Here is a 21218-nt window from a genome sequence, read left to right as displayed (position 1 = left end):
TTGTGACGCCCGTTGTGACTGCCGTTGTGGCTGCGGCGCCGCGCCCTGGACGCATCGGCCGCAGGGCCCCGGGGCGAGTTAGCATGAAGCCATGACCAGCAAAGATGGTGTCGGAACGGGCGGCCGCGGGGCGTCGGGGCGCGGGATCGAGGCCGATGTCGTGGTGGTCGGGGCGGGCCTGGCCGGGCTCGTCGCGGCGGCCCAGGCCTACGCCGCAGGCAGGCGGGTGGCGGTGCTCGATCAGGAACCCGAGGCCTCTGTCGGCGGCCAGGCGCACTGGTCCTTCGGCGGCCTGTTCCTGGTCAACTCGCCGGAGCAGCGCAGGCTCGGGGTGCGGGACAGCGAAGAGTTAGCCCTCGCCGACTGGCATGCGTCCGCGGGATTCGACCGGCTGGAGGACGCGCTGGCGAAGGAGTGGGCGGCGGCGTACGTGAACTTCGCCGCCGGGGAGAAGCGTGCGTGGCTCGCCTCGCTGGGCGTCCGGCTGTTTCCCCTGGTGCAGTGGGCAGAACGCGGCGGCTACGGCCCGAACGGCCACGGCAACACCGTCCCGCGCTTCCATGTCGCGTGGGGCACGGGACCTGCGCTGGTGGCTCCCTTCCTGGCCAAACTGCGCGAAGGTGAAGCCGCCGGGCGCGTGTCCTTCCATTTCCGCCACCGCGCCACTGAGCTTGTGAAGTCCGCGGGCCGGGTAAGCGGCGTGCGCGGCGAACTGCTAGAGGCCAGTAGCGCGGGGCGGGGCGAACGTTCGTCCAGGCACCCGGCCGGCAGTTTCGAGGCCACGGCCGCGGCCCTGGTGGTGACGAGCGGCGGGATCGGCGGCAACCACGACTCGGTCCGCAGGCAGTGGCCCGGCGGCGTGACGCCGGAGCGGATGTTGAGCGGCGTGCCCGCCTCCGTGGACGGGGACTTTTTGCCGGCCGTGGAACGGGCCGGCGGGAGCCTCATCAACGGCGACCGAATGTGGCATTACCCGGAAGGCATTCACAACCATGCCCCGGTCTGGCCGCGGCACGGCATCCGGATCCTCCCCGGGCCGTCGGCTCTGTGGCTGGACGCGACGGGGCGGATGCTCCCCCCTCCCCTGTTTCCCGGCTTCGACTCCCTCGGCGCCCTCCGCCACATCCTGGCCACCGGACATGCCCATTCCTGGTTCGTCCTCAACCGGACCATCGCCCTGAAGGAGTTCGCCCTGTCCGGATCGGAGCAGAACCCGGATCTCACGGGGAAGGATGTCCGCCTGCTGGCTGCCAGACTGAGACCCGGCAACGACACGCCGCTGCAACGGTTCCTGGACCACGGAGTCGACTTCCTGCAGGCGGAGAACCCCGCCGGGCTGGCCAGCCAAATGAACGATTTAACGGGTGGACAGCTCATTGACCCAGCAGCCTTGGACCGGCTGGTCCGCGACCGGGACCGGCAGTTTTCCAGCGGGATGGGCAAGGATCCCCAGCTCGCTGCTATCCGGGCCGCGCGGCGTTTCGCCACCGACAAGATCATGCGGGTGGCGCCACCGCACCGGCTGCTGGAACCGCGCCACGGTCCACTGCTTGCCGTCCGGCTCTCCGTCCTGACGCGCAAGAGCCTTGGCGGTCTGCACACGGATCTGCAGTCGCGGGTCCTGGACGTCACCGGGGAGCCCGTGCCCGGGCTGTTCGCCGCCGGTGAAGCCGCAGGGTTTGGCGGCGGCGGAATTCACGGCTACCGCGCCCTCGAGGGGACGTTCCTGGGCGGGTGCCTTTTCTCGGGACGTTCCGCGGGCCGCGCCGCGGCGTCCGCGGCATAGTCAGCAGCGCAGGCAGCAGCGCAGGAGGAAAGTCGATGCAGTGGCGGACCGACATACTGGGGGATGATTTCCAGGCGTGCTCCTTCGAGGCTGCCGGACCTGACGGCGTGGTGCGCACGGCCACCCTGGTCCGCCATACCCCGCTCCCACCGGAACCATCCGCGCTGCCAGCCCGGGCCGTGTTGTTCCTGCACGGCTGGAGTGACTACTTCTTCAACGAGGAACTCGCCGAATTCTGGGCCGGGCAGGGATTTGAGTTCTTCGCCCTCGACATGCACAACCACGGCCGCAGCCTGCGGCCAGGCACGCACGGCGGCTACGTGGCGGACCTGGACAACTACGACGCCGAAATCACCGCAGCGATCGGCATCATCGGCTCGCTCCGGCCGGCCGGCGCGGCGCCGCAGCTGATCCTCATGGGCCACTCCACCGGCGGCCTGATCGCGGCGCTGTGGGCGGACCGGCATCAGGGGGTGGCATCGCAGCTGGTCCTGGACAGCCCGTGGCTGGAGGTCCACGGCAGCCCCGCCCTGCGCCGGGCCGCGCGGACCATGGTGGAGCCGTTCGCCCGGTTCTGGCCAGAGTCGGTGATCCGGCTGCCCGAGCGTGCCTTCTACTGGCGCAGCATCAGCAGCGCCGCGGAGGGCGAATGGGCCCTGGATGATGCCTACCGGCCGCCGCATGCCTTTCCGGTCCGCGCCGGCTGGCTCAGCGCAGTGCTGAGCGGGCAGTCCAAGGTGGCGCGCGGCCTGAACATCGATGTGCCCATTCTCGTGCTGATTTCGGGCGCCAGCGCCAACGGGATGTTCTGGAAGGAGTCCATGCGCCGCACCGACGCGGTCCTGGACGTGAACACGATCGCCCTTCGCGCGCTGAGCCTGGGCCGGACCGTCACGCTGGAGCGGATTGACGGCGCCTTGCATGACGTCTTCCTCTCCGCGCCGCGGGTCCGCGCGGACGCCTATTCCCGGCTGTCCCGGTGGCTCAGGGCATACGTGTTCGACTGACGCCAACCACGAAAGCGGCAGCGCCCGGCTTCTGGTACGCAGAGGCCCGCCTCGTGGGCAGAGGTCTGGTCTGGCAGACCGGTCAGATGCGCTCAGGTGCCCTGGTTGCCTGCCACGGGAGCGGCGTCGACCGCTCCGCCGTAGCGGCGGTCCCGCTGGGCATAGATCTCGACGGCGTCCCACAGCGTCCGCCGGTCAACGTCCGGCCACAGCGTATCCATGAACACGAACTCGGCGTAGGCGGACTGCCACAGCATGAAATTGGACAGCCGCTGCTCGCCGGAACTGCGCAGGAACAGGTCAACGTCGGGCAGGTCCGGTTCGTCCAGGAACTTTTGGATGGTCCGTTCGGTGATGGCGCCTGGCTTGAGCCGGCCCTGCGCCACTTCCTCCGCGATCGCGGCGACGGCGTCGGCGATCTCTGCGCGCCCGCCGTAGTTGACGCACATATTCAAGGTGCAGGTGCTGTTGCCGCGGGTGTAGTCCTCGGCCTCCTCGAGCTCGCGGATCACCGAGCCCCACAGTTTCGGACGCCGCCCGGACCAGCGGATGCGGACCCCCCAGTCATCGAGCTGGTTCCGTTGCCGGCGCAGCACGTCCTTGTTGAAGCCCATCAGGAAGCGCACCTCCTCGGGGGACCGCCGCCAGTTCTCGGTGGAGAAGGCGTACACGCTGACGTGCTCGATCCCCAGCTCGATCGCGCCGGCCATGACGTCCAGCAGGGCGGGCTCTCCCGCCCTGTGGCCCTCGATCCTCGGCAGGCCGCGCTGGTTCGCCCAGCGCCCGTTGCCGTCCATGACGATCGCGACGTGCCTCGGAATGAACTCCGCGGGAATTGCGGGCGGAACAGCGCCGGACGGATGCGGATAGGGAGCCACCACCGGGGTGGTCCGCTGCCGGACGCTGGCCTGCTTCCCCTGGCTCTTCTCCAGGCTTCTTCCCAAGCTTCTTCCCAATGCCACTTTTACGTTCGCTCCACATGTTTGAGGGATTTCAGGACTCGCTCCAGGTGCCACTGCAGGTAGCTGGCCACCAGGCCGGCCGCTTCCCGGCGGTGAACGGACGCGGACGCATCCGCCGTCGTCCAGTTCCCGGTGAGCAGGGCACCAAGCAGGAGCACGGTGTCCGCGGCCGGGGCCGGGGATCCCGGCGGCCGGCACTCGGCGCAGACCATGCCGCCCAGCGGCGCGGAAAAGGCAGTGTGCGGCCCGGGCGCACCGCACCGGGCGCAGTCGGTGAAGCTGGGCGCCCAGCCGCCGGTCGCGAGGGCGCGGAGCAGGTAGGAATCCAGGATGAGTTCGGAGGCGTGGTCGCCCCGGCTCAGGGACGCGAGGGCACCAACCAGCAGGTTGTATTGGGCGGTTCCGGCTTCGCCGTCGACGTCCGTGAGCTTCTCCGCTGTCTCGGTCATGGCGGCCGCGACGGTGTAGCGGCCATAGTCCGCGGCGATGTTTCCGCCGTAGGCGCCCTTGGCGACGGCCTGCGTGACGACGTCCAGGGTGCGCCCGGAAATCAGCTGGAGATCGGCCACCATGAACGGCTCCAGCCTGGCGCCGAAGCGGCTGCTGGTGCGCCGGACGCCTTTCGCCACCGCACGGACTTGGCCGTGGTGCTTTGTCAGCAGGGTGATGATCCGGTCGGCCTCGCCCAACTTATGGGTGCGCAGTACGACGGCCTCATCACGGTACGCGCGCGCTGCGAAGGATTGTTGGGCCACAGTTAATCTTCGCACTGTCTTCGCGGAATCACGGCATGGGCAACGCCCTGCTGAGGTAAAAACACAGCGCCGCCGGAGTGTTCCGGCGGCGCTGTGCGCGTCAGGCTAACCGTGTATGCCGTGGCTGTGTCTGCCGTGCCGGCGGACGCCGTGGGGTATCTGCCGTGCCCCTGTCTGCCGTGCCGGCGAACGCCGCGCCGGCGGACGAATCAGGCGCGGGCGTCCCGGATGGCGCGGTTCACGGCCGAGATGACGGCCTTGAGGGCGGACGTGCTGGTGTTGGCGTCGATCCCGACGCCCCAGAGCACGCGCTCCCCCACTGCGCATTCGACGTACGCGGCGGCCAGGGCGCTGCCGCCCTCGGAGAGTGCGTGTTCGCTGTAGTCCAGGACCCGGACGTCCACGCCGTCCTCGCGCAGGATGCTCAGCAGGGCAGCGATGGGGCCGTTGCCGGTCCCGGTCCGGCGGACCTGGTTTCCGTCGACCTTCAGGGCAGCGGTCAAGGTCATGGCGCCGTCCTCGTCCGTCTCGGTGCTGATCGAGCCGAGGGCGTAGCGGCCCCACTGCGTGTCAGCCGAACCCGAGGGCAGGTATTCGTCCTGGAAGACCTGCCACAGCTGGGGTCCGCTGACTTCCCCGCCCACCGTGTCGGTCCGTTTCTGGATGACGCCGGAGAACTCGATCTGGGCGCGGCGCGGCAGGTCCAGGCTGTGTTCATTCTTGAGCAGGTACGCGACGCCGCCCTTGCCGGACTGCGAGTTGACCCGGATGACCGCCTCGTAGCTGCGGCCAAGGTCCTTCGGGTCGACCGGCAGGTACGGGACCTGCCAGGTGTAGTCGGCCACGTCCTTGCCCGCCGCGGCGGCATCCTTTTCGAGGGCCTCCAGACCCTTCTTGATCGCGTCCTGGTGCGAGCCGGAGAACGCGGTGAAGACGAGGTCTCCGCCGTACGGGGACCGCTCGGCCACTGGCAGTTGGTTGCAGTACTCCACCGTGCGGCGGATTTCGTCGATGTCGGAGAAATCGATCATCGGATCGATGCCCTGGACGAACATGTTCAGGCCCAGGGTCACCAGGTCCACGTTTCCGGTCCGCTCGCCGTTGCCGAAGAGGCAGCCCTCGATCCGGTCCGCGCCGGCCAGGTAGCCGAGCTCGGCGGCGGCGACGCCGGTGCCGCGGTCGTTGTGCGGGTGCAGGGAGAGGATGATGCCTTCCCGCGGGTGCAGGTTCCGGCTCATCCACTCGATCGAGTCGGCGTAGACATTGGGGGTGGCCATTTCCACCGTGGCGGGCAGATTGATGATGACCTGCCGGTCCGCCGAAGCCTCGAAGACGTCGGCGATCGCATTGCAGACTCGGATGGCGTACTCCAGCTCGGTTCCGGTGAAGGACTCGGGCGAGTATTCGTAGGTGATGTGCGTGTCGACGAGGGTCTCCTCGTACTTCTTGCACAGCCGGGCGCCCTGCAGGGCAATGTCCAGGATGCCGTCTTCGTCCTGATTGAAGACCACGCGGCGCTGCAGGACGGACGTGGAGTTGTAGAGATGCACGATCGCCTGTTTCGCGCCGACCAGGGACTCGTAGGTCCGCTCGATCAGGTGCTCACGGGCCTGGGTCAGCACCTGGATCGTCACGTCGTCGGGGATGTGGTTGCCCTCGATCAGCTGCCGGACGAAGTCGAAGTCCGTCTGCGATGCCGAGGGAAAGCCGACCTCGATCTCCTTGTAGCCCATCCGGACCAGCAGCTCGAACATCTTCAGCTTGCGGGCCGGGCTCATGGGATCGATGAGGGCCTGGTTGCCGTCGCGCAGGTCCACGGCACACCAGCGAGGGGCCTTGGTGATGACCTTGTCGGGCCAGGTGCGGTCAGGCAGTTCAACGGTGATCTGGTCCTGGAACGGGATGTAACGGTGGACCGGCATTCCTGAGGATTTCTGTGCGTTTCGCATTACAATCGGGGCCTTTTCTGTGATTCTTGGTGAAAGGGTGGCCGGGCAACACAAACTCCGCAGCGAGGGTGGGCCTTGCGCTAGATCGCGTCTGAGGCCTCGCCGCGGCAGCTAAGGAGGAGCAGTTCTGCGCGCACAATTTCACAGTAACACGGGTGCGTAAGATGAAGGAGCCAGACCACCGTAACGTCCACCATGCAGACCGTGCGCCGACAAACGCTCCGGCTCCGGACTGCCTCTCAAAGGAGCATCCGTGCCACTTTCGGGGATCGATCTGTCCACCATCGACGCCAGCGTCCGTCCGCAGGATGACCTATACCAGCACGTGAATGGCGGCTGGCTCAACAGCACGGTCATTCCGGACGACCGGCCGCTGGAGGGCACGTTTACTGCGCTGCGCGACGCTTCGGAGCTCGCCGTGAAGGAGATTATCGAGCGGGCCGCCGCGCGTGGTGCGGAGGCTACCGGCATCGAGCGGAAGATCGGGGACCTGTACAACAGCTTCATGGACGAAGCCGCGGTGGAAGCCAAGGGCCTGGACCCGCTCCGCGCACGGCTGGCGGAGGTGTTTGCCACGACGTCGGTGCCCGCACTCGTGGCGCTGGCCGGACGCCTGTTCCGCGCCGACGTCTCGGGGCTCTTCTACATCTACCCCGCGCCGGACGCCGGAAACCCGGACCGGGTGCTGCTCTACACCGGCCAAGGGGGCCTCGGCCTGCCGGATGAATCGTATTACCGGGAAGAAAAGTTCGCCCCGATGGTCCAGGCGTACCGGGAGCACGTCCAGGCCATGCTGGGCCTCGCGGACGTGGCGGACGCGGAGGGCGCGGCCGGCCGCGTGGTGGCGCTGGAGACTTCGCTGGCCTCGCACCACTGGGACAACGTGACGCTGCGGAATCCGCAAAAGACGTACAACCTGAAGTCCGCAGGGGAGGCCGCGGAGCTGTTCCCGCTCCTGGCCGACTGGTTCGACGCCGCCGGCATCGAGCCCGAGAAGCGCGCCGAGCTCGTGATGAGCACCCCCGATTTCTTCTCCGGCGCGGCCTCACTGCTGGCTACCGAACCGCTGGGCGCCTGGCAGGAGTGGCTCGCCATGCGCGTCGTCAGCGCGGCCGCCCCGTACCTGTCCTCTGCGTTCGTGGACGCAAACTTCGCGTTCTATGGCACCACCCTGAGCGGCACGCCGCGGATCAAGGACCGCTGGAAGCGCGGCGTCGCGGCGGTCGAGGCGGGCCTCGGTGAGGCGGTCGGCCAGATCTACGTGGCCGACCACTTCCCGGAAGGCAACAAGGCGCGCATGCAGACCCTTGTCGCCAACCTCATCGCGGCGTACCGGGACTCCATCACGGGGCTGGAGTGGATGGGCGAGGCAACGAGGCTCGAGGCCCTGAAGAAACTGGACACCTTCCGCGCCAAGATCGGCTACCCGGACAAATGGATCGACTACTCCGCGGTCCAAATCGATCCCACCGATCTGCTCGGAAACGTGGAGCGCGCGCACAGCGCCGACGTCGACCGCCACCTCGATGAAGTCGGCAAGCCCGTGGATCGCGAGAAGTGGCTCATGACCCCGCAGACGGTCAATGCCTACTACCACCCGCTGCTCAATGAGATCGTGTTCCCCGCCGCCATCCTGCAGCCGCCGTTCTTCACCGCCGACGCCGACGACGCCGTCAATTACGGCGGCATCGGCGCCATCATCGGCCACGAAATCGGCCACGGCTTCGATGACCAGGGCTCGCAGTACGACGGCAACGGCCTGCTGCGCAACTGGTGGACCGAGGAAGACCGCACCGCCTTCGAGGCCCTCGCCTCGAGGCTGGTGGCACAGTTCGACGCCCTCTCCCCCACGGCCGCCCCCGGCCACAACGTTAACGGCAAGCTCACCCTCGGCGAGAACATCGGGGACCTCGGCGGCCTGACGATCGCCTACAAGGCCTACCTGATCAGCCTCGAGGGGCAGGAACCCCCGGTGCTCGACGGGTTGACCGGGGTCCAGCGGTTCTTCGCATCCTGGGCCGCGGGGTGGCGGCAGGTCATCCGGAATGAAGAAGCCATCCGCCGGCTGGCGACGGACCCGCACTCCCCCAACGAGTTCCGTACGAACGCGATCGCGAAGAACCTCGATGCCTTCCATGACGCGTTCGGCGTCACCGATCAGGACGGCATGTGGATGGCACCCCAGGAGCGCGTCAGCATCTGGTGACCCCGGGCCTACCGGTCACTGCCTACCGGTGACGGCGTGCCGGTCACTGTGCAGGGCAGTGGCCGGTACGCGCTGGCGTCTATCCACGAGTCAATACACGCTTGCCTGAATACACCGTCAGCTGTACTTTCGAGGTATGGAAACCCTTACGCATGCCCCTGTGCTGGCACGGTTCGGCTATGCCGTGTCGGACCCGACGCGGGCCGAAATCCTGCTTGCCCTGACGGGTGCGCCGTCCTACCCCTCTGAGCTGGCGGATTCACTCGGGGTCTCGCGGCAGAGCATGTCGAACCACCTCACCTGCCTGCGGGGATGCGGGCTGGTGGTCGCCGTACCGGAGGGACGCAGGACCCGCTACGAGCTCGCCGATCAGCGCCTCGGCCATGCCCTGAAGGATCTCCTGGGCGTCGTGCTCGCAGTGGACCCCGCCTGCTGCGCACCGGACGGGACGTGCACGGTTTGACCTCCCTCCAGCTCTCTCCGACCACGGCCCGCCGTGCCGTTCTCAGCCGGCGGATCCGCTTGCTTGCGGCGGGAACTATTAGCTATAACCTCATCGAGGCCGTTGTGGCCCTGTGGGCCGGGGGCACGGCCGACTCGTCGGCGCTCATCGGCTTTGGCCTCGATTCGGTCATTGAGGTCGCGTCGGCGCTGGCGCTGTCGTGGCAGTTTTCCGCCAAGGACCCAGAGCGGCGTGAACACCTGACGCTGCGGATCATCGCCGTTTCGTTCTTCGCGCTGGCCGCCTTTGTCTCCGCCGATGCGCTTAGGTCGCTTCTCGGTGTGGGCCAGGCGCAGCACTCAACCCCGGGCATCGTGATTGCCGCACTGAGCCTGGTGATCATGCCGGTCCTGTCGTGGCTACAGCGCCGGGCAGGCCGGGAGCTCGGATCGCGCACGGCAGTGGCCGACTCTAAGCAGACCCTGCTCTGCACTTACCTTTCGGCGGTCCTGCTGGTGGGTTTGGCCCTGAACAGCACCCTTGGCTGGTGGTGGGCCGATGCCGCCGCGGCGCTGGTCATCGCCGCGATCGCCATTCGCGAGGGCATCAACGCATGGCGCGGAGACGCCTGCTGCGCGCTCCCGCACACGGCGGTTGACGGCCACACGGCCGCCGACAGCCTCCCGGCAGGCAAGGCGTCGGCGTGCTGTGACGACTGTGCTGGCGAAACGACCCCTCGACCGCCGGCGCCTACCGGGTGATCAGCGCCGGATTCGCCTGCTGGCAGACGGTGTCGCCGGCTGTCTGGTTGACGATGTCCGCGGGCAGCGGCGGCGTGGCGGCTGCTGTCGGCGTCCCGCTGGCGAAGTCGCTGCCCAGATAAACCTGGACTCCGGCGACGCCGGCAGCCGGCAGCACCTGGCCCGGCGCCACCCCGAGGAGAGCCGCGACGTCGCCGGCCACGTCGGCGTACTCCGCACCGTAATAGACAGCCGTTTTCGCGACGGGCTGAGCCGTCAGTTGGCCCACTTGGGTGAAGCCGGCGCCCTTGATGGCCTGCATGATCGCCTGAGTCCGGGCTGGTGCGCCTGAGCCGTTGGCCACCGTGACGGGCTGCAGGGCCTTGTTGTAGGCCGGTTCCGTGGCGCTGGGCGTCGGTGTGGCACTAGCGCTCGGTGACGCGCTCGGCTTCGCGGTCGGATCCGTCAGATCGATGTCCTTGCGCATGGCATCGAACAGCTGGGACGCCCCGGGCTCGGCCAGCTGCAGCCGGTTGATGTCGGATTCGGCCGGGACGGTCGGCGCGGCCACAAAGGCCACCTTCTTGACGTCGATGTCCTTGAGCCGGTTGGCCACGGTCAGCAGCGTCGGCACCGAGGCCAGGCCGTCGTCGATGGTCAGGTTCTTGGTGATCGCGTCCGCGATGCCGAGCATCCTGGCCGGGTTGGTGAGGGTGCCGTCGTCTTTGATTTTCCTGGTCAGGGAGGACAGGAAGCCCTGCTGGGCCTTGATGCGGCCGAGGTCGCCGCCGTCGCCGAAGGCATGCCGGGTGCGGACGAACGACAATGCCTGCTCGCCTTGGACGGTTGACGTGCCCTTGGGCAGCCGCAGCTTCGAGTCGGGGTCGTACACGGCGTCGCTGATGCACACCTGCACGCCACCGACGGCGTTGGAGAGTTCCTTGACGGCGTTGAAGTCGGCCATCATGAAGTGGTCGATCTCCAGGCCGGTGAGCTTGTTGACGGTGTCCACGGCGCAGCCGATGCCGGCCTCGGACATCGCCGAGTTGATCATGACGCCGGTCTGGGCCGGGTATTCCTTGTTGGTCTTTGGATCCTTGCATTTGGGGATGTCGACCAGCAGGTCGCGGGGGAAGCTGATGACATTCACCCGTTTGTTGTCCGCCGAGATATCCATGAGCATCATCACGTCCGAGTGCCCGTAGCCGGTCGCGTCATCGCTGGTGCCGTACTCCGAGTTCTTGCCGTCGCGCGTGTCCGAGCCCAGGATCAGGATCTGCATCCGGTCCGTCGAATCGTTCAGGGCGTTCTCGGACTTGATGCTGCCGGCGCTCAGCGGGGCCTTGGTGAGGTTGCCCTGGAGCCGGATGGCCCAGTAAGCGCCGAACGCGATCACGCCCACCAGGAGCACCGCAATCACGCCCGTGGTCACTTTGAGCCAGGTAGGGGTCCGCCGGACGGCTCCGAGGTGGCGGGCCGGACCAACGGCGGGATCGGCCGTGTGCCGGGCAGCGGCGGCTGCCCGGGCCGGCGGGGTGGATCCGTCGGCACGGTTGTCACGGGGTCGAACCACTTGTTGAGCCTTCCTAAACGAACGGGGAGTCAGCCCATTTTAGAGTCCGAATCTGAGAAAACGCCGATGGGCCCCCTTTTGGGAGCGGCGGGGAGGGCCAACGGCCTAAATAAGGGCCCAAGTAGCGCCCAAAATAGGGGCCTAAATAAGGACCGTCTCAGAAGCCGAGTTTGACGAGCTGCTTCGGGTCGCGCTGCCAGTCCTTGGCGACCTTCACGTGGAGGTCGAGGTAGATCCGGGCGCCGAGCAGCGCCTCAATCGCCTTGCGCGCGTTGGTCCCGACCTCGCGGAGCCGGGCGCCGCCCTTGCCGATGATGATGGCTTTCTGGGAGGGCCGCTCAACGTACAGATTGACGCGGACGTCCAGGAACGGCCGGTCTTCGGGCCGGCCTTCCCGCGGAACGATCTCATCGACGACGACGGCCAGGGAGTGCGGCAATTCGTCGCGGACGCCCTCGAGGGCGGCTTCCCTGATCAGCTCGGCGATCATCACGGCTTCCGGTTCGTCCGTCAGGTGCCCGTCCGGGTACAGCGGCGGCGACGCCGGCATGTGGCTGATCAGCACGTCGGCAAGGGTTTCGACCTGGAAGCCGTCGGTGGCGGAGACCGGGACGATGTCCTTCCAGCCGTCCTCGCCGAGGACCTCGCGGCCCAGGGCGGCGACGGCGAGCAGCTGCTCGGTGAGGCCCTGGCGGTCCACGGTGTCAGCCTTGGTCACCACCGCGATGATCGGCTTGTTGCCGATGGCGGCGAGCTGCGCGGCGATGAACTTGTCGCCGGGGCCGATCTTCTCGTTGGCCGGCAGGCAGAAACCGATCGCGTCGACCTCGGCGAGAGTGTCGGCGACGAGTTCGTTCAACCGCTTCCCCAGCAGCGTGCGCGGGCGGTGCAGACCCGGGGTGTCCACGAGGATCAGCTGAGCGTCGTCCCGGTGCACGATGCCACGGATCGTGTGCCGCGTGGTCTGCGGCTTGGCCGAGGTGATCGCGACCTTTTGGCCGACCAAGGCGTTGGTGAGGGTGGACTTGCCCGCATTGGGCCGCCCCACCAGCACCGAGAACCCGGCGCGGTAGCCGCCGTAGGCTGCTTCGCCGTCGGACTTATTCTGCTTGCTCACGTGAGACTCCCTGTTGGATTGGTGCGGCCTCGTCGAGAAGGTCTTCAAGGTCAGTTTGTTCTTTTGCCACGGCGGCCGCAATGATGTGGCTGACGCGGTTCCGCCGGCCCTCGAGCCGGTCGGCGCGGAGGGACAGGCCGTGGACCTGGACGGTGCTGCCGACAATCGGCACCCGCCCGAGGGCCTTGGCGAGCAGGCCGCCTACGGTGTCCACTTCGTCGTCGTCGAGCTCGAGGTCGAAGAGCTCGCCGAGGTCATCGATGCTCATCCGGGCGCTGACGCGGTAGCTTCCGTCGCCCAGGGCCACGGCCTCGGCGCTTTCGGTGTCGTATTCGTCCACGATCTCGCCGACGATTTCCTCGATGAGGTCCTCGAGCGTGACCAGCCCTGCCGTTCCGCCGTATTCGTCGATGACGATCGCAACGTGCGTGGATTCCTTCTGGAGTTCGCGCAGCAGGTCACTGACAAGCTTTGAGTCCGGCACGTAGCGGACCTCGCGGGCGAGTTCGTCCACGACCGGCGGTTCCTCGTCCGGGCCGAGGTTGTGGAGCGAGGCGGCGACGTCCTTCAAATACACAATGCCCAGGATCTGGTCCGTGTTTTCGCCGATGATCGGGATCCGCGAGTACCCGGAGCGCAGGAAAAGCGACATCGCGCGCCGCAGGCTGGACCCGGAGTCGATCGTGAGGATGTCGGTCCGCGGCACCATGACCGAGCGGACCAGGGTGTCCCCGAAGTCGAAGACCGACTGGATCAGCTCAGCCTCGTTGTCCTCGATCACGTCGGACTCGGTGGCCCGGTCCACGAGTTCGCGGAATTCCTCTTCGCTGAAGAACGCCTCACTGTCCGCCGGCGCGCCGGGGGCCACGACGCTGCCAAGCCGCACCAGCCAGCCCGGGATCGGGCCGAGCACGGCGTAGAGGGACCGGACCAGCGGGGCGCTGAACCGGACCAGGGCGGCGGAGTGGACCCGGCCGAGCTGCCGCGGGGACACCCCGACAATCACGAAACCGACCACCGCCATGATGCCGGTGGCCGCCAGGCCGGCGAGCCAGACGTTGTCCAGCATGCTGTACAGGAGGACGGTCACGGCGACGGCGGCAGCAGTCTCGAACCAGACCCGCCAGAACCGAAGGGCGCGCATATGCCCCACGGGCTGCGCCAGGATGCGTTTGAGCGACGTGCCCCTGCTGTTCAGGATCGCCTGTTCGGCGTCGTGTCGGGGCAGGAAGTTGAAGGCGGATTCGGCAGCGGTGAGCACCGCGGCAAAGCTAAGGAACACCAGCGCCATGCCGGCCAGGATGAGTGGGGTCACTGAACCGTCTCGGACGGGGCCGCTTTGCCGGTGAAGGCGGTCAGCAGTTCGCGCTGCAGCCCGAACATCTCTTCCTTCTCTTCCGGCTCGGCGTGGTCATAGCCCAGCAAATGCAGGATGCCGTGCGTGGTGAGCAGCAGCATCTCGTCCTGGGTGGAGTGGCCGGCGTTGCGGGCCTGGACCTGGGCCACTTGGGGGCAGATGGCGATGTCGCCGAGCATGCCCTGCGGCGTCGGTTTGTCCGGCGTGCCCGGGGTGAGTTCGTCCATGGGCACGGAGAGGACATCGGTGGAGCCGGGCTCGTCCATCAGTTCGAGGTGGAGCTTTTCCATGGCCGGTTCGTCCACCAGCAGGATGGACAGTTCCGCCTGCGGGTGGATGTAGAGGCGTTCGAAGATGAAACGCGACAGAGCCACGAGCTCCGACTCGTCCACGACGACGCCGGATTCGTTGTTGACCTCAATGCTCATGCGTGTTCTCCCCGCGTTTCCCTGGCAACGGAGTGCTTGACCCGGTTTCTTTGGACTTCGTCCCAGATGCTGTAGGCGGTGACGATATCCCCGACCAAGCGGTGCCGGACGACGTCGGAGGCATCCAGGATCGTAAAGTTGACGTCCTCGATCCCCTGCAGGATCTCCTCGACGATCCTGAGCCCCGAGCGGGTGCCGAAGGGAAGGTCCACCTGGGTGACGTCGCCGGTGACCACCATCTTGGAGCCGAAGCCCAGGCGGGTCAGGAACATCTTCATCTGTTCCGGCGTGGTGTTCTGGGCCTCATCGAGGATGATGAAGGCGTCGTTGAGCGTCCGGCCGCGCATGTAGGCCAGCGGTGCGACTTCGATGGTGCCGGCGGCCATGAGGCGCGGAATGGATTCGGGGTCCATCATGTCGTGCAGCGCGTCGTACAGGGGCCGCAGATAGGGGTCGATCTTGTCGCTCAGGGTGCCGGGCAGGAAGCCAAGCCGCTCCCCCGCCTCGACAGCCGGACGGGTCAGGATGATGCGGCTGACTTCCTTCTGCTGCAGGGCCTGGACGGCCTTGGCCATCGCCAGGTAGGTCTTGCCGGTACCGGCCGGGCCGATCCCGAAGATCACCGTGTTCGCGTCGATTGCGTCCACATAGTTCTTCTGGTTCAGCGTCTTGGGCCGGATGGTCTTCCCGCGGGTGGAAAGGATGTTGGTGGTCAGCACTTCCACGGGGTTCAGCAGTGACTGGCTGCGGAGCAGGGAGACGAGCTGCTGCAGGACGGCCGGGGTGATGACCGTTCCCCTGGCCACCAGCCCGCGTACCTCGTTGAGCAGCCGCATGATGCGCGGCACGTCGGCGGCAGGACCACTGATCGCGAGCTCGTTCCCCCGGACATGGAAATCAACGGCAGGGAACTGGTCTTCGATGAAACGCAGGGCTTCGTCATGGCTGCCCAGCGACTGGACCATCTGCTCTGAGTCGTCGAACAAGACCACCTCCGTCCGCAGCCCTGGAAGGGAGTGGGGGAATTCCCCTGCGGTGCGTTCTCGGGCGCTGAACCGGGCCTTGCCGTTCGCTGCTTCAGTCATGGTGTTGGCCCGCGGGCCTCTGGTCCCCTCCAGTATGAATATGGTCGGTCACCGTGATCCGTACCGACGGCGGTTCGCACCGCGCGCGGCCGGGGTCAACGGGTCCTTCCATCTTACGCCAGCACGGCGCGCCCGACGCCGTACGGGGATCCGGCGTCGGGCGCTACACGTAGGTGTTTCCGAAGATGACCCACCCATCCAGCCAGTGGGCGCCGGTTGCCGGGAACGACTTTTGCGCATTCTCCGGCTCCAAATCGTCCCCGTGGCCCGGCCGAGCCGGCTGTGCCGCCGTCAAGGGCCAGCCCGCCCACAAACGAAACAGTGGCTGCAGCCTGGTCATGCCACGCTCTCCAGCGCGCCGGCGCGGGACCGGACGCCCACATAGTCTCCCTTGTAGAAGATCAGGGGCTCAGCGTCGGGACGGGCGCCCAGGGCGCGGACGGCGCCGACGACGATCGTGTGGTCGCCGCCGTCGTACTCCTGATGCAGTTCGCAGTCCACCCAGGCCAGCGCCTGGTCCAGGACCGGGTTGCCCAGGGGCGAGGGCCAGTGGTCAACGCCCGCGAACTTATCCGTTCCTGACCGCGCGAACTGCCCCGCCAGATGCAGATGTTCTGCGGGCAGGATGTTCACCGTAAACCGGCCCGCCTCACGCAGCAGCGGCCAGGTGCTGGACGTCCGCGCCGGACTGAAAGTGATGAGGGCAGGCTCCAGGGACAGGGAGGAGAAGGACTGGCACGTAAATCCGGCCGGCCCGTGCTTTGTTGCCGCCGTAATCACCGTCAGGCCGGTGGCGAAGTGTCCGAGAATGTGGCGGAGTGTCTTGGGGCTGAGGTCAGAGTGTTCCGTCATGGCGGGTCCTTTCGACGCTGGAAACCCCAATCAACCACCGCTGACCCGGGTTCCCAAGCCCGGCTGCAACGCACAGTCGCGCAGCGACACAGCGCGTCACGCACCCGTTGCATGACGTAAGAATTCGGCACCGCCCCAAGGAGTCTGCCGACCCCCGAGGCCCCCGGGTCAAGGACCGCGGGCTGCCGGGCGCTTCCGGGCGACTGGGGTTCGCCGGCCGCGGACGCTAGGCTCGGTCGATGGCAAACGAGAACCTGATGGACGTCAGATCCGCGTATGACACAGTTGCCGAGGCATATTCAACGGTGATTCCGGATACCACCTTCGAGGCAGCACTGGACATGGCCATGGTGGACCACTTCGTCGGCCACATGCGCGCCACGGCGGACCGGCAGGTGATCGACGTCGGATGCGGTGCCGGACGAATGACCAGCTACCTGAGCCGCGCCGGACTGAACGTCAGCGGCGTCGACCTGTCGCCGGAAATGGTCCGGGTCGCGCAACGGCTGCATCCCGAGCTGTTGTTCGAAGTGGGAGAGCTGACCGAGCTGCCGGTGGCCGACGCCGCCGCAGACGGCGTCCTGGCCTGGTATTCGATCATCCATTCGCCCCCGACGGCCCTGCCGGCGATCGCCCGCGAGTTCTGGAGAGCGCTCCGCCCGGGCGGCTCGGCGCTCGTCGCCTTACACGCCGGCACCGGTCACCACACTATTGACCGGGCTTACGGACACGACGTCCAACTCCGTGCAGAACTGCACGCCCCCGACGACGTGGCCCTCCGGTTCACCGAGCAAGGATTTGTGATGCGCGCCCAGCTTGTGCGCTCAGCGAGGTCCGTTGAGAAACACCCGCAGGCCGCCATACTCGTCGACAAACCTTTCGTCGCCTCCTAGGGATTTCACCCGTAGCGGGTGAGGCCCCTGCCGGGATTGACGCCAACAATGGTCTTACCCTGCACTGGCAGGGCTGAAGGACGGACCGTCCGGGAAGCGAGAACGCCTCGCACCAAAGTCGGCGCATCTTTGAGAGCGGGAATGACAAATGAGTCCCTGGGAAAACTTTTGGGATATTTTCTGGATTTCCAAAGCCAAGGAACCCCTGGACGCTGGAGCCGTCAGCGCTGAAGAGTTAGAAAGAATCAAGAACCGTGTGCTTGTCTGACGGCGTTCGCGGCATCGAAGAACGTTGAGGCAACAGTGCGCGGATTCTTCCAAGACATTGAAACGTACGCCTTGCTCCTGCTGGCGGCCCACATACTCCTTGTGACCGTCGCAGCTGTCCTCGTGTCGATGAATCGCCGTCCGTCCTCTGCTATTGCCTGGGTACTCGCCATAATTTTCATACCGATCCTTGGTGCCGTCGCGTATTTCTTTGTCGGTTACTCGAAACTGCCCAAGGCGCGCCGGGACAAACAGCGCGAAGTCAACAATCTGGTCCTGGCGCGGACTGAAGGCAGCCCGCTGGTTAGCCGCGGCCTTGACTGGCCGGAGTGGCTGCAATCGGCGGTGGTGTTGAACAGCAACCTGGGGGCGCTCCCTATGGTCGCGGGCAACAGTGCGACCCTGTTGGGCGACTACAACGGCACTTTCGATGCCATGATCGCTGAGATTGATTCGGCCACCAGCTACGTGCACGTGGAGTTTTACATCCTGGTGCTGGACGCAACGACGGGGCCGTTTTTTCAAGCGTTGGCCCGGGCGAGACAACGCGGCGTCGACGTCCGGGTCTTGTCCGACCATCTGGCTGGACTGAAGTTCCCCGGCCGGAAAGAAACCCTGGACTTCCTCCAGGAGATAGGGGCGGAATATCGCCCCATGCTGCCGGTGCGGCCGTGGCGTGGCGAATGGCAGAGGCCGGACCTGCGCAATCACCGGAAGATCTTCGTCGTCGATGGCCGCGTGGGATTCACCGGTTCCCAGAACGTCATCGACGCGAGCTACGACACGAAGGCCAACCTGAAGCGCGGGCTCCAGTGGCACGAGCTGATGATGCGCGTCGAGGGACCTGTGGTCCGGGAGCTGGATGCGGTCTTCGCGACGGACTGGTACAGCGAAACGGATGTGATACTGCCACTGGATACAAGCCCTATAGGCGTCAGCCATAATTCTGCGCTCATTGACGCACAAGTCCTTCCCAGCGGTCCCAGCTTTGACAACGACAACAATTTGAAGCTCTACGCGACGCTCATCCACAAAGCGGAGCGGCGGGTCAGCATCACCAGTCCATACTTTGTCCCCGACGAATCCATCCTGATGGCTATTGTCACGGCAGCAGCACGGGGGCTAAGCGTCGAGCTCTTTGTTTCCGAGGTCGGAGACCAGAGCATGGTCTACCACGCGCAGCGTTCCTACTACGAGGCACTGCTCCGCGCCGGCGTCAGGATCTACCTTTACCGGGCGCCCAAGGTGCTGCACTCGAAGCACTTCACCATCGATGAGGAGGTTGCGGTGATTGGGTCCAGCAACATGGATGTCCGTTCCTTCAGCCTCAACATGGAGGTATCCGTACTTGTGCACGGGCGCGCTTTTGTGGACGCAATTCGCGGGATCGAAGACGGGTACCGCCTGGAAAGCCGGGAGCTGCAGCTCGAGGACTGGAACCGGCGGCCCATAGCCCAAAAGGTATTCGACAACCTGGCGCGCCTGACCGCGGCCCTCCAATAGGGCCCGGCCTCACGCCGTCCGCGAGATGTCGGCAACCACCTGCTCGATCCAGTTCTCGCAAAGCATCAAAGCCGTACGGATGGTGCTTTCCCCCTCCGCCGAATCACGGAACGTATACGCACGGCTGGGATTCGAGCCGGCCGGGGAATTGAACATTCTCAGGTCTTGACCCACGGGTTAGTCTCCTGTGAAATCAACGACATAGCAGGGAAACAGTCGGGCGGCCCCGAGGCCGTTGCGCCGGCCACGGCATGATGGAGACATGGAATAGGCTCCGACAAAATGTCGGCCGTCGGGGGGAGCACGATGAAGCGCACTCAGTTCTGGCGATGCGTGTCTGCCGTCCTGCTGTGCGGGATTCTCATGACGTCCTGTGCCGCCGGGATCACGGGCGGTCCCGGGACGGCCGGCCCCACTCCGTCCGCCGCTCCCCTAGATCCACAGACAGTCTCCAAGGCCCCCGTGGAAGCCTGCGCGCCGTTCCTGCCGTCTGCCTCCTGTTCCCCATATGCCAGCGTCTCCGGCACAGCCAATGGCAAAAATCTTCCCTGGTTGGCGTCCGGCGCAGTGACCGTGCAGCTAACCACTGTGGCTGGGTCCCTCCAACTGGCGGTCAAGACTCCATGCAACCCGGTGGGCGGTCCCGCGACGATCAGTGGAAATACGCTCCACGTCGGGGACATTGCCGTCGGCGCCATGGGATGTGCCGACGGCGCTGGAGCCCAGGAGCAGTGGGTCCTGCAGTTCCTGCAGCGCCCCATCGAGATGACGTCTGCCGGCGGAGCGCTCAACTGGACGAGCGGACCCGACACACTGACGCTCAGAGCCAACTAGAACCAGACCGCCCTGAGCCGAGGCAACGCGCTGGGTGCGCTGGGGGTATAGTCGTCGCATGCTCTCTACGCGTCGATTTATCTGCCCCCGACCGGTCTCCGGTCGCGAGGGCTCTGAGGCGCGCGCCTAGGTCCTGGCGCCGGGTTGAGTCGGGGGATAGCCCACCACTCGAATCCGAACACGAGGACCCGCCATGCTCACTTATCTCCGCCCCTCCGAGCTCCACGACGCGTTGACCATCCGCGATCTTTCAGATCCGGACGGCCGGCCCCATGCGATGCAGACGCTGTTGCAGGGCATCATCGACGCTCTGTGCCGTGAATGGGGAGTGCCACAACGAATCGTCCGCCACAGCCCCCTGGTGAGTGTGGCCGACAACTACGATCGCTTGGGGTTCAGCGCGTCGGACGTGACGCGGGATCAAAGATACTCCCGCTACCTCAGCCCTACGGTCATGCTCCGCAGCCACACGTCGGCTTCCATCCCGTCGCAGCTGCGGGCGCTGGACGACGATGCCTCCATGGACGAGCTCTGGGCCGTCCCCGGTCTGGTCTATCGACGCGACAGCATCGACCGCACCCACGTGGGAACTCCCCACCAGGTCGACCTGTGGCGCGTCAGCTCGCGCGGACAACTCGGCGCCGACAACCTGCAGGAGATGATCGGATCGCTGGTGCAGGCGGTGCTTCCGGGGGCCCGATGGCGCGCAGTTCCGGCCGTCCATCCCTACACCAGAGAAGGCCTGCAGGTCGATGTCCTCATGGACGGCGAGTGGCTCGAACTAGCAGAATGCGGGCTCCTGGCGCCTCATCTCTTCTCCGAAGCTGGCCTGGACCCTGCAAGGTGGTCTGGACTGGCACTAGGGATGGGTTTGGACCGGGCCTTGATGCTCCGCAAAGGCATCCCTGACATCCGGTTGCTGCGATCTGCCGAAGAGCGAATCGAAAAGCAGATGTTGGACCTGTCCCGCTGGAAACCGGTCTCTCAAATGCCCCCCATCCGCAGAGACATTTCCATTGTGGTGCCCGCGGACATGGATACTGAAGTGCTCGGCGACCGGGTGCGAACAGCATTAGGTGCGAAGGCCGAGGACCTGGAAAGCGTCGAACTCCTGGCCCTGACTTCCTATAGAGATCTCCCCGTAACAGCGCAGGAACGACTTCGTATCTGCGAGGGTCAGGCCAATGCATTGATACGTCTGGTGCTGCGTCCTCTCGTTCGGACCATGACAGATCCAGAGGCGAATCAGATCCGGGACGATGTCTACTTGGCCCTGCACGAGGGGCCGGTCCGGGAGCTGATCGCGGGATAGGCCTGTGCCGGCCTTCCGCCCCGGTGCTAGGAACCTATGACTCGCGGGAATTAGGTATCAACTTTGTATCGTCCTCATATCGTTCCCGTTGCAGTTCCGGCGCCGGGACCGAAACCCGGCTGTCGCGCCGCGCCCGTGTGCCATGCTGGA

At 66.3% G+C, this 21218-nt stretch carries 18 protein-coding genes; 9 read left to right on the top strand and 9 right to left on the bottom strand.

The window, feature by feature from the left end:
* Nucleotides 1-91 precede the first annotated feature (91 nt).
* Nucleotides 92-1786, top strand: coding sequence for an FAD-binding dehydrogenase (locus M2428_RS10655; protein ID WP_277525923.1), 1695 nt, complete (start codon nt 92-94; stop codon nt 1784-1786).
* A 35-nt stretch (nt 1787-1821) separates the two neighbouring features.
* Nucleotides 1822-2793 (top strand): alpha/beta hydrolase, encoded by a 972-nt coding sequence (locus M2428_RS10650; protein ID WP_277525922.1) that lies wholly within the window; start codon nt 1822-1824, stop codon nt 2791-2793.
* 92 nt (nt 2794-2885) lie between these two features.
* Here the strand turns inward: M2428_RS10650 and M2428_RS10645 are convergent, their stop codons facing one another.
* The 3 genes from M2428_RS10645 to leuA all read right to left on the bottom strand — a co-directional run bounded on the left by M2428_RS10645 (nt 2886) and on the right by leuA (nt 6459).
* Nucleotides 2886-3737, bottom strand: coding sequence for an isoprenyl transferase (locus tag M2428_RS10645; protein WP_277525921.1), 852 nt, complete (start codon nt 3735-3737; stop codon nt 2886-2888).
* Between the two features lie 20 nt (nt 3738-3757).
* Nucleotides 3758-4510: a DNA repair protein RecO gene (gene recO, locus M2428_RS10640; protein WP_277525920.1), complete on the bottom strand. Its 753-nt coding sequence runs from the start codon at nt 4508-4510 to the stop codon at nt 3758-3760.
* A gap of 209 nt (nt 4511-4719) precedes the next feature.
* Nucleotides 4720-6459 carry a 2-isopropylmalate synthase gene (leuA, locus tag M2428_RS10635; RefSeq protein ID WP_277525919.1) on the bottom strand — a complete coding sequence of 580 codons (1740 nt, stop codon included), beginning with the start codon at nt 6457-6459 and terminating at the stop codon, nt 4720-4722.
* Between the two features lie 253 nt (nt 6460-6712).
* On the opposite strand from leuA, the gene M2428_RS10630 reads away from it, so the two are divergent.
* The 3 genes from M2428_RS10630 to M2428_RS10620 all read left to right on the top strand — a co-directional run bounded on the left by M2428_RS10630 (nt 6713) and on the right by M2428_RS10620 (nt 9868).
* Nucleotides 6713-8665: a M13-type metalloendopeptidase gene (locus M2428_RS10630; protein ID WP_277525918.1), complete on the top strand. Its 1953-nt coding sequence runs from the start codon at nt 6713-6715 to the stop codon at nt 8663-8665.
* A 136-nt stretch (nt 8666-8801) separates the two neighbouring features.
* Entirely contained in the window at nt 8802-9128 is a 327-nt protein-coding gene (locus M2428_RS10625; protein ID WP_277525917.1) for a winged helix-turn-helix domain-containing protein, read from the top strand.
* Nucleotides 9125-9868: a cation transporter gene (locus tag M2428_RS10620; RefSeq protein WP_277525951.1), complete on the top strand. Its 744-nt coding sequence runs from the start codon at nt 9125-9127 to the stop codon at nt 9866-9868. Before M2428_RS10625 ends, M2428_RS10620 begins: the two co-directional genes overlap by 4 nt.
* On the opposite strand, the gene M2428_RS10615 is transcribed toward M2428_RS10620, so the two are convergent.
* From M2428_RS10615 to M2428_RS10590, 6 genes are all read right to left on the bottom strand, one after another.
* The gene (locus tag M2428_RS10615; RefSeq protein WP_277525916.1) at nt 9858-11420 is read right to left on the bottom strand and encodes an LCP family protein; all 1563 of its coding nucleotides are present in this window, start codon (nt 11418-11420) and stop codon (nt 9858-9860) included. The two genes, M2428_RS10620 and M2428_RS10615, sit on opposite strands and share 11 nt — an antisense overlap.
* A 157-nt stretch (nt 11421-11577) precedes the next feature.
* Nucleotides 11578-12537, bottom strand: coding sequence for a GTPase Era (era, locus tag M2428_RS10610; RefSeq protein ID WP_277525915.1), 960 nt, complete (start codon nt 12535-12537; stop codon nt 11578-11580).
* On the bottom strand, nt 12521-13852 hold the full coding sequence (locus M2428_RS10605; protein ID WP_277525913.1) for a hemolysin family protein: 1332 nt from the start codon (nt 13850-13852) through the stop codon (nt 12521-12523). Before M2428_RS10605 ends, era begins: the two co-directional genes overlap by 17 nt.
* A complete protein-coding gene (gene ybeY, locus M2428_RS10600) occupies nt 13849-14322 on the bottom strand; it encodes an rRNA maturation RNase YbeY (protein ID WP_277525911.1) in 474 nt (157 codons plus the stop codon). The genes M2428_RS10605 and ybeY overlap by 4 nt, the downstream gene beginning before the upstream one ends.
* Nucleotides 14319-15407 (bottom strand): PhoH family protein, encoded by a 1089-nt coding sequence (locus M2428_RS10595; RefSeq protein ID WP_277525910.1) that lies wholly within the window; start codon nt 15405-15407, stop codon nt 14319-14321. Before M2428_RS10595 ends, ybeY begins: the two co-directional genes overlap by 4 nt.
* Nucleotides 15408-15743: 336 nt before the next feature.
* Complete coding sequence (locus M2428_RS10590; protein ID WP_277525909.1) at nt 15744-16259, bottom strand: flavin reductase family protein; 516 nt, start codon at nt 16257-16259, stop codon at nt 15744-15746.
* A gap of 239 nt (nt 16260-16498) precedes the next feature.
* Between M2428_RS10590 and M2428_RS10585 the strand changes: the two genes are divergently transcribed.
* From M2428_RS10585 to M2428_RS10570, 4 genes are all read left to right on the top strand, one after another.
* Nucleotides 16499-17152: a class I SAM-dependent methyltransferase gene (locus M2428_RS10585; RefSeq protein WP_277525908.1), complete on the top strand. Its 654-nt coding sequence runs from the start codon at nt 16499-16501 to the stop codon at nt 17150-17152.
* Nucleotides 17153-17455: 303 nt separating this feature from the next.
* Nucleotides 17456-18922 carry a cardiolipin synthase gene (gene cls, locus M2428_RS10580; protein WP_277525907.1) on the top strand — a complete coding sequence of 489 codons (1467 nt, stop codon included), beginning with the start codon at nt 17456-17458 and terminating at the stop codon, nt 18920-18922.
* Nucleotides 18923-19510: 588 nt separating this feature from the next.
* On the top strand, nt 19511-19756 hold the full coding sequence (locus tag M2428_RS10575; RefSeq protein ID WP_277525906.1) for an META domain-containing protein: 246 nt from the start codon (nt 19511-19513) through the stop codon (nt 19754-19756).
* Between the two features lie 193 nt (nt 19757-19949).
* Nucleotides 19950-21068: a hypothetical protein gene (locus tag M2428_RS10570; RefSeq protein WP_277525905.1), complete on the top strand. Its 1119-nt coding sequence runs from the start codon at nt 19950-19952 to the stop codon at nt 21066-21068.
* Nucleotides 21069-21218 lie beyond the last annotated feature (150 nt).

The organism is Arthrobacter sp. ES3-54 (assembly GCF_029504395.1).
In the GTDB taxonomy this organism is placed as follows: Bacteria; Actinomycetota; Actinomycetes; order Actinomycetales; family Micrococcaceae; genus Arthrobacter.
The sequence above is the reverse complement of the archived record's forward strand: the minus strand, read 5'-3'. Positions and strand labels throughout refer to the sequence as shown.

Excerpts from the sequence above, each read along its gene's own strand:
- M2428_RS10655 (WP_277525923.1), top strand. The coding sequence starts at position 92 with ATGACCAGCAAAGATGGTGTCGGAACGGGCGGCCGCGGGGCGTCGGGG.
- M2428_RS10650 (WP_277525922.1), top strand. The coding sequence starts at position 1,822 with ATGCAGTGGCGGACCGACATACTGGGGGATGATTTCCAGGCGTGCTCC.
- leuA (WP_277525919.1), bottom strand. The coding sequence starts at position 6,459 with ATGCGAAACGCACAGAAATCCTCAGGAATGCCGGTCCACCGTTACATC.
- M2428_RS10625 (WP_277525917.1), top strand. The coding sequence starts at position 8,802 with ATGGAAACCCTTACGCATGCCCCTGTGCTGGCACGGTTCGGCTATGCC.
- ybeY (WP_277525911.1), bottom strand. The coding sequence starts at position 14,322 with ATGAGCATTGAGGTCAACAACGAATCCGGCGTCGTCGTGGACGAGTCG.
- M2428_RS10595 (WP_277525910.1), bottom strand. The coding sequence starts at position 15,407 with ATGACTGAAGCAGCGAACGGCAAGGCCCGGTTCAGCGCCCGAGAACGC.
- M2428_RS10590 (WP_277525909.1), bottom strand. The coding sequence starts at position 16,259 with ATGACGGAACACTCTGACCTCAGCCCCAAGACACTCCGCCACATTCTC.
- M2428_RS10585 (WP_277525908.1), top strand. The coding sequence starts at position 16,499 with ATGGCAAACGAGAACCTGATGGACGTCAGATCCGCGTATGACACAGTT.
- M2428_RS10570 (WP_277525905.1), top strand. The coding sequence starts at position 19,950 with ATGCTCACTTATCTCCGCCCCTCCGAGCTCCACGACGCGTTGACCATC.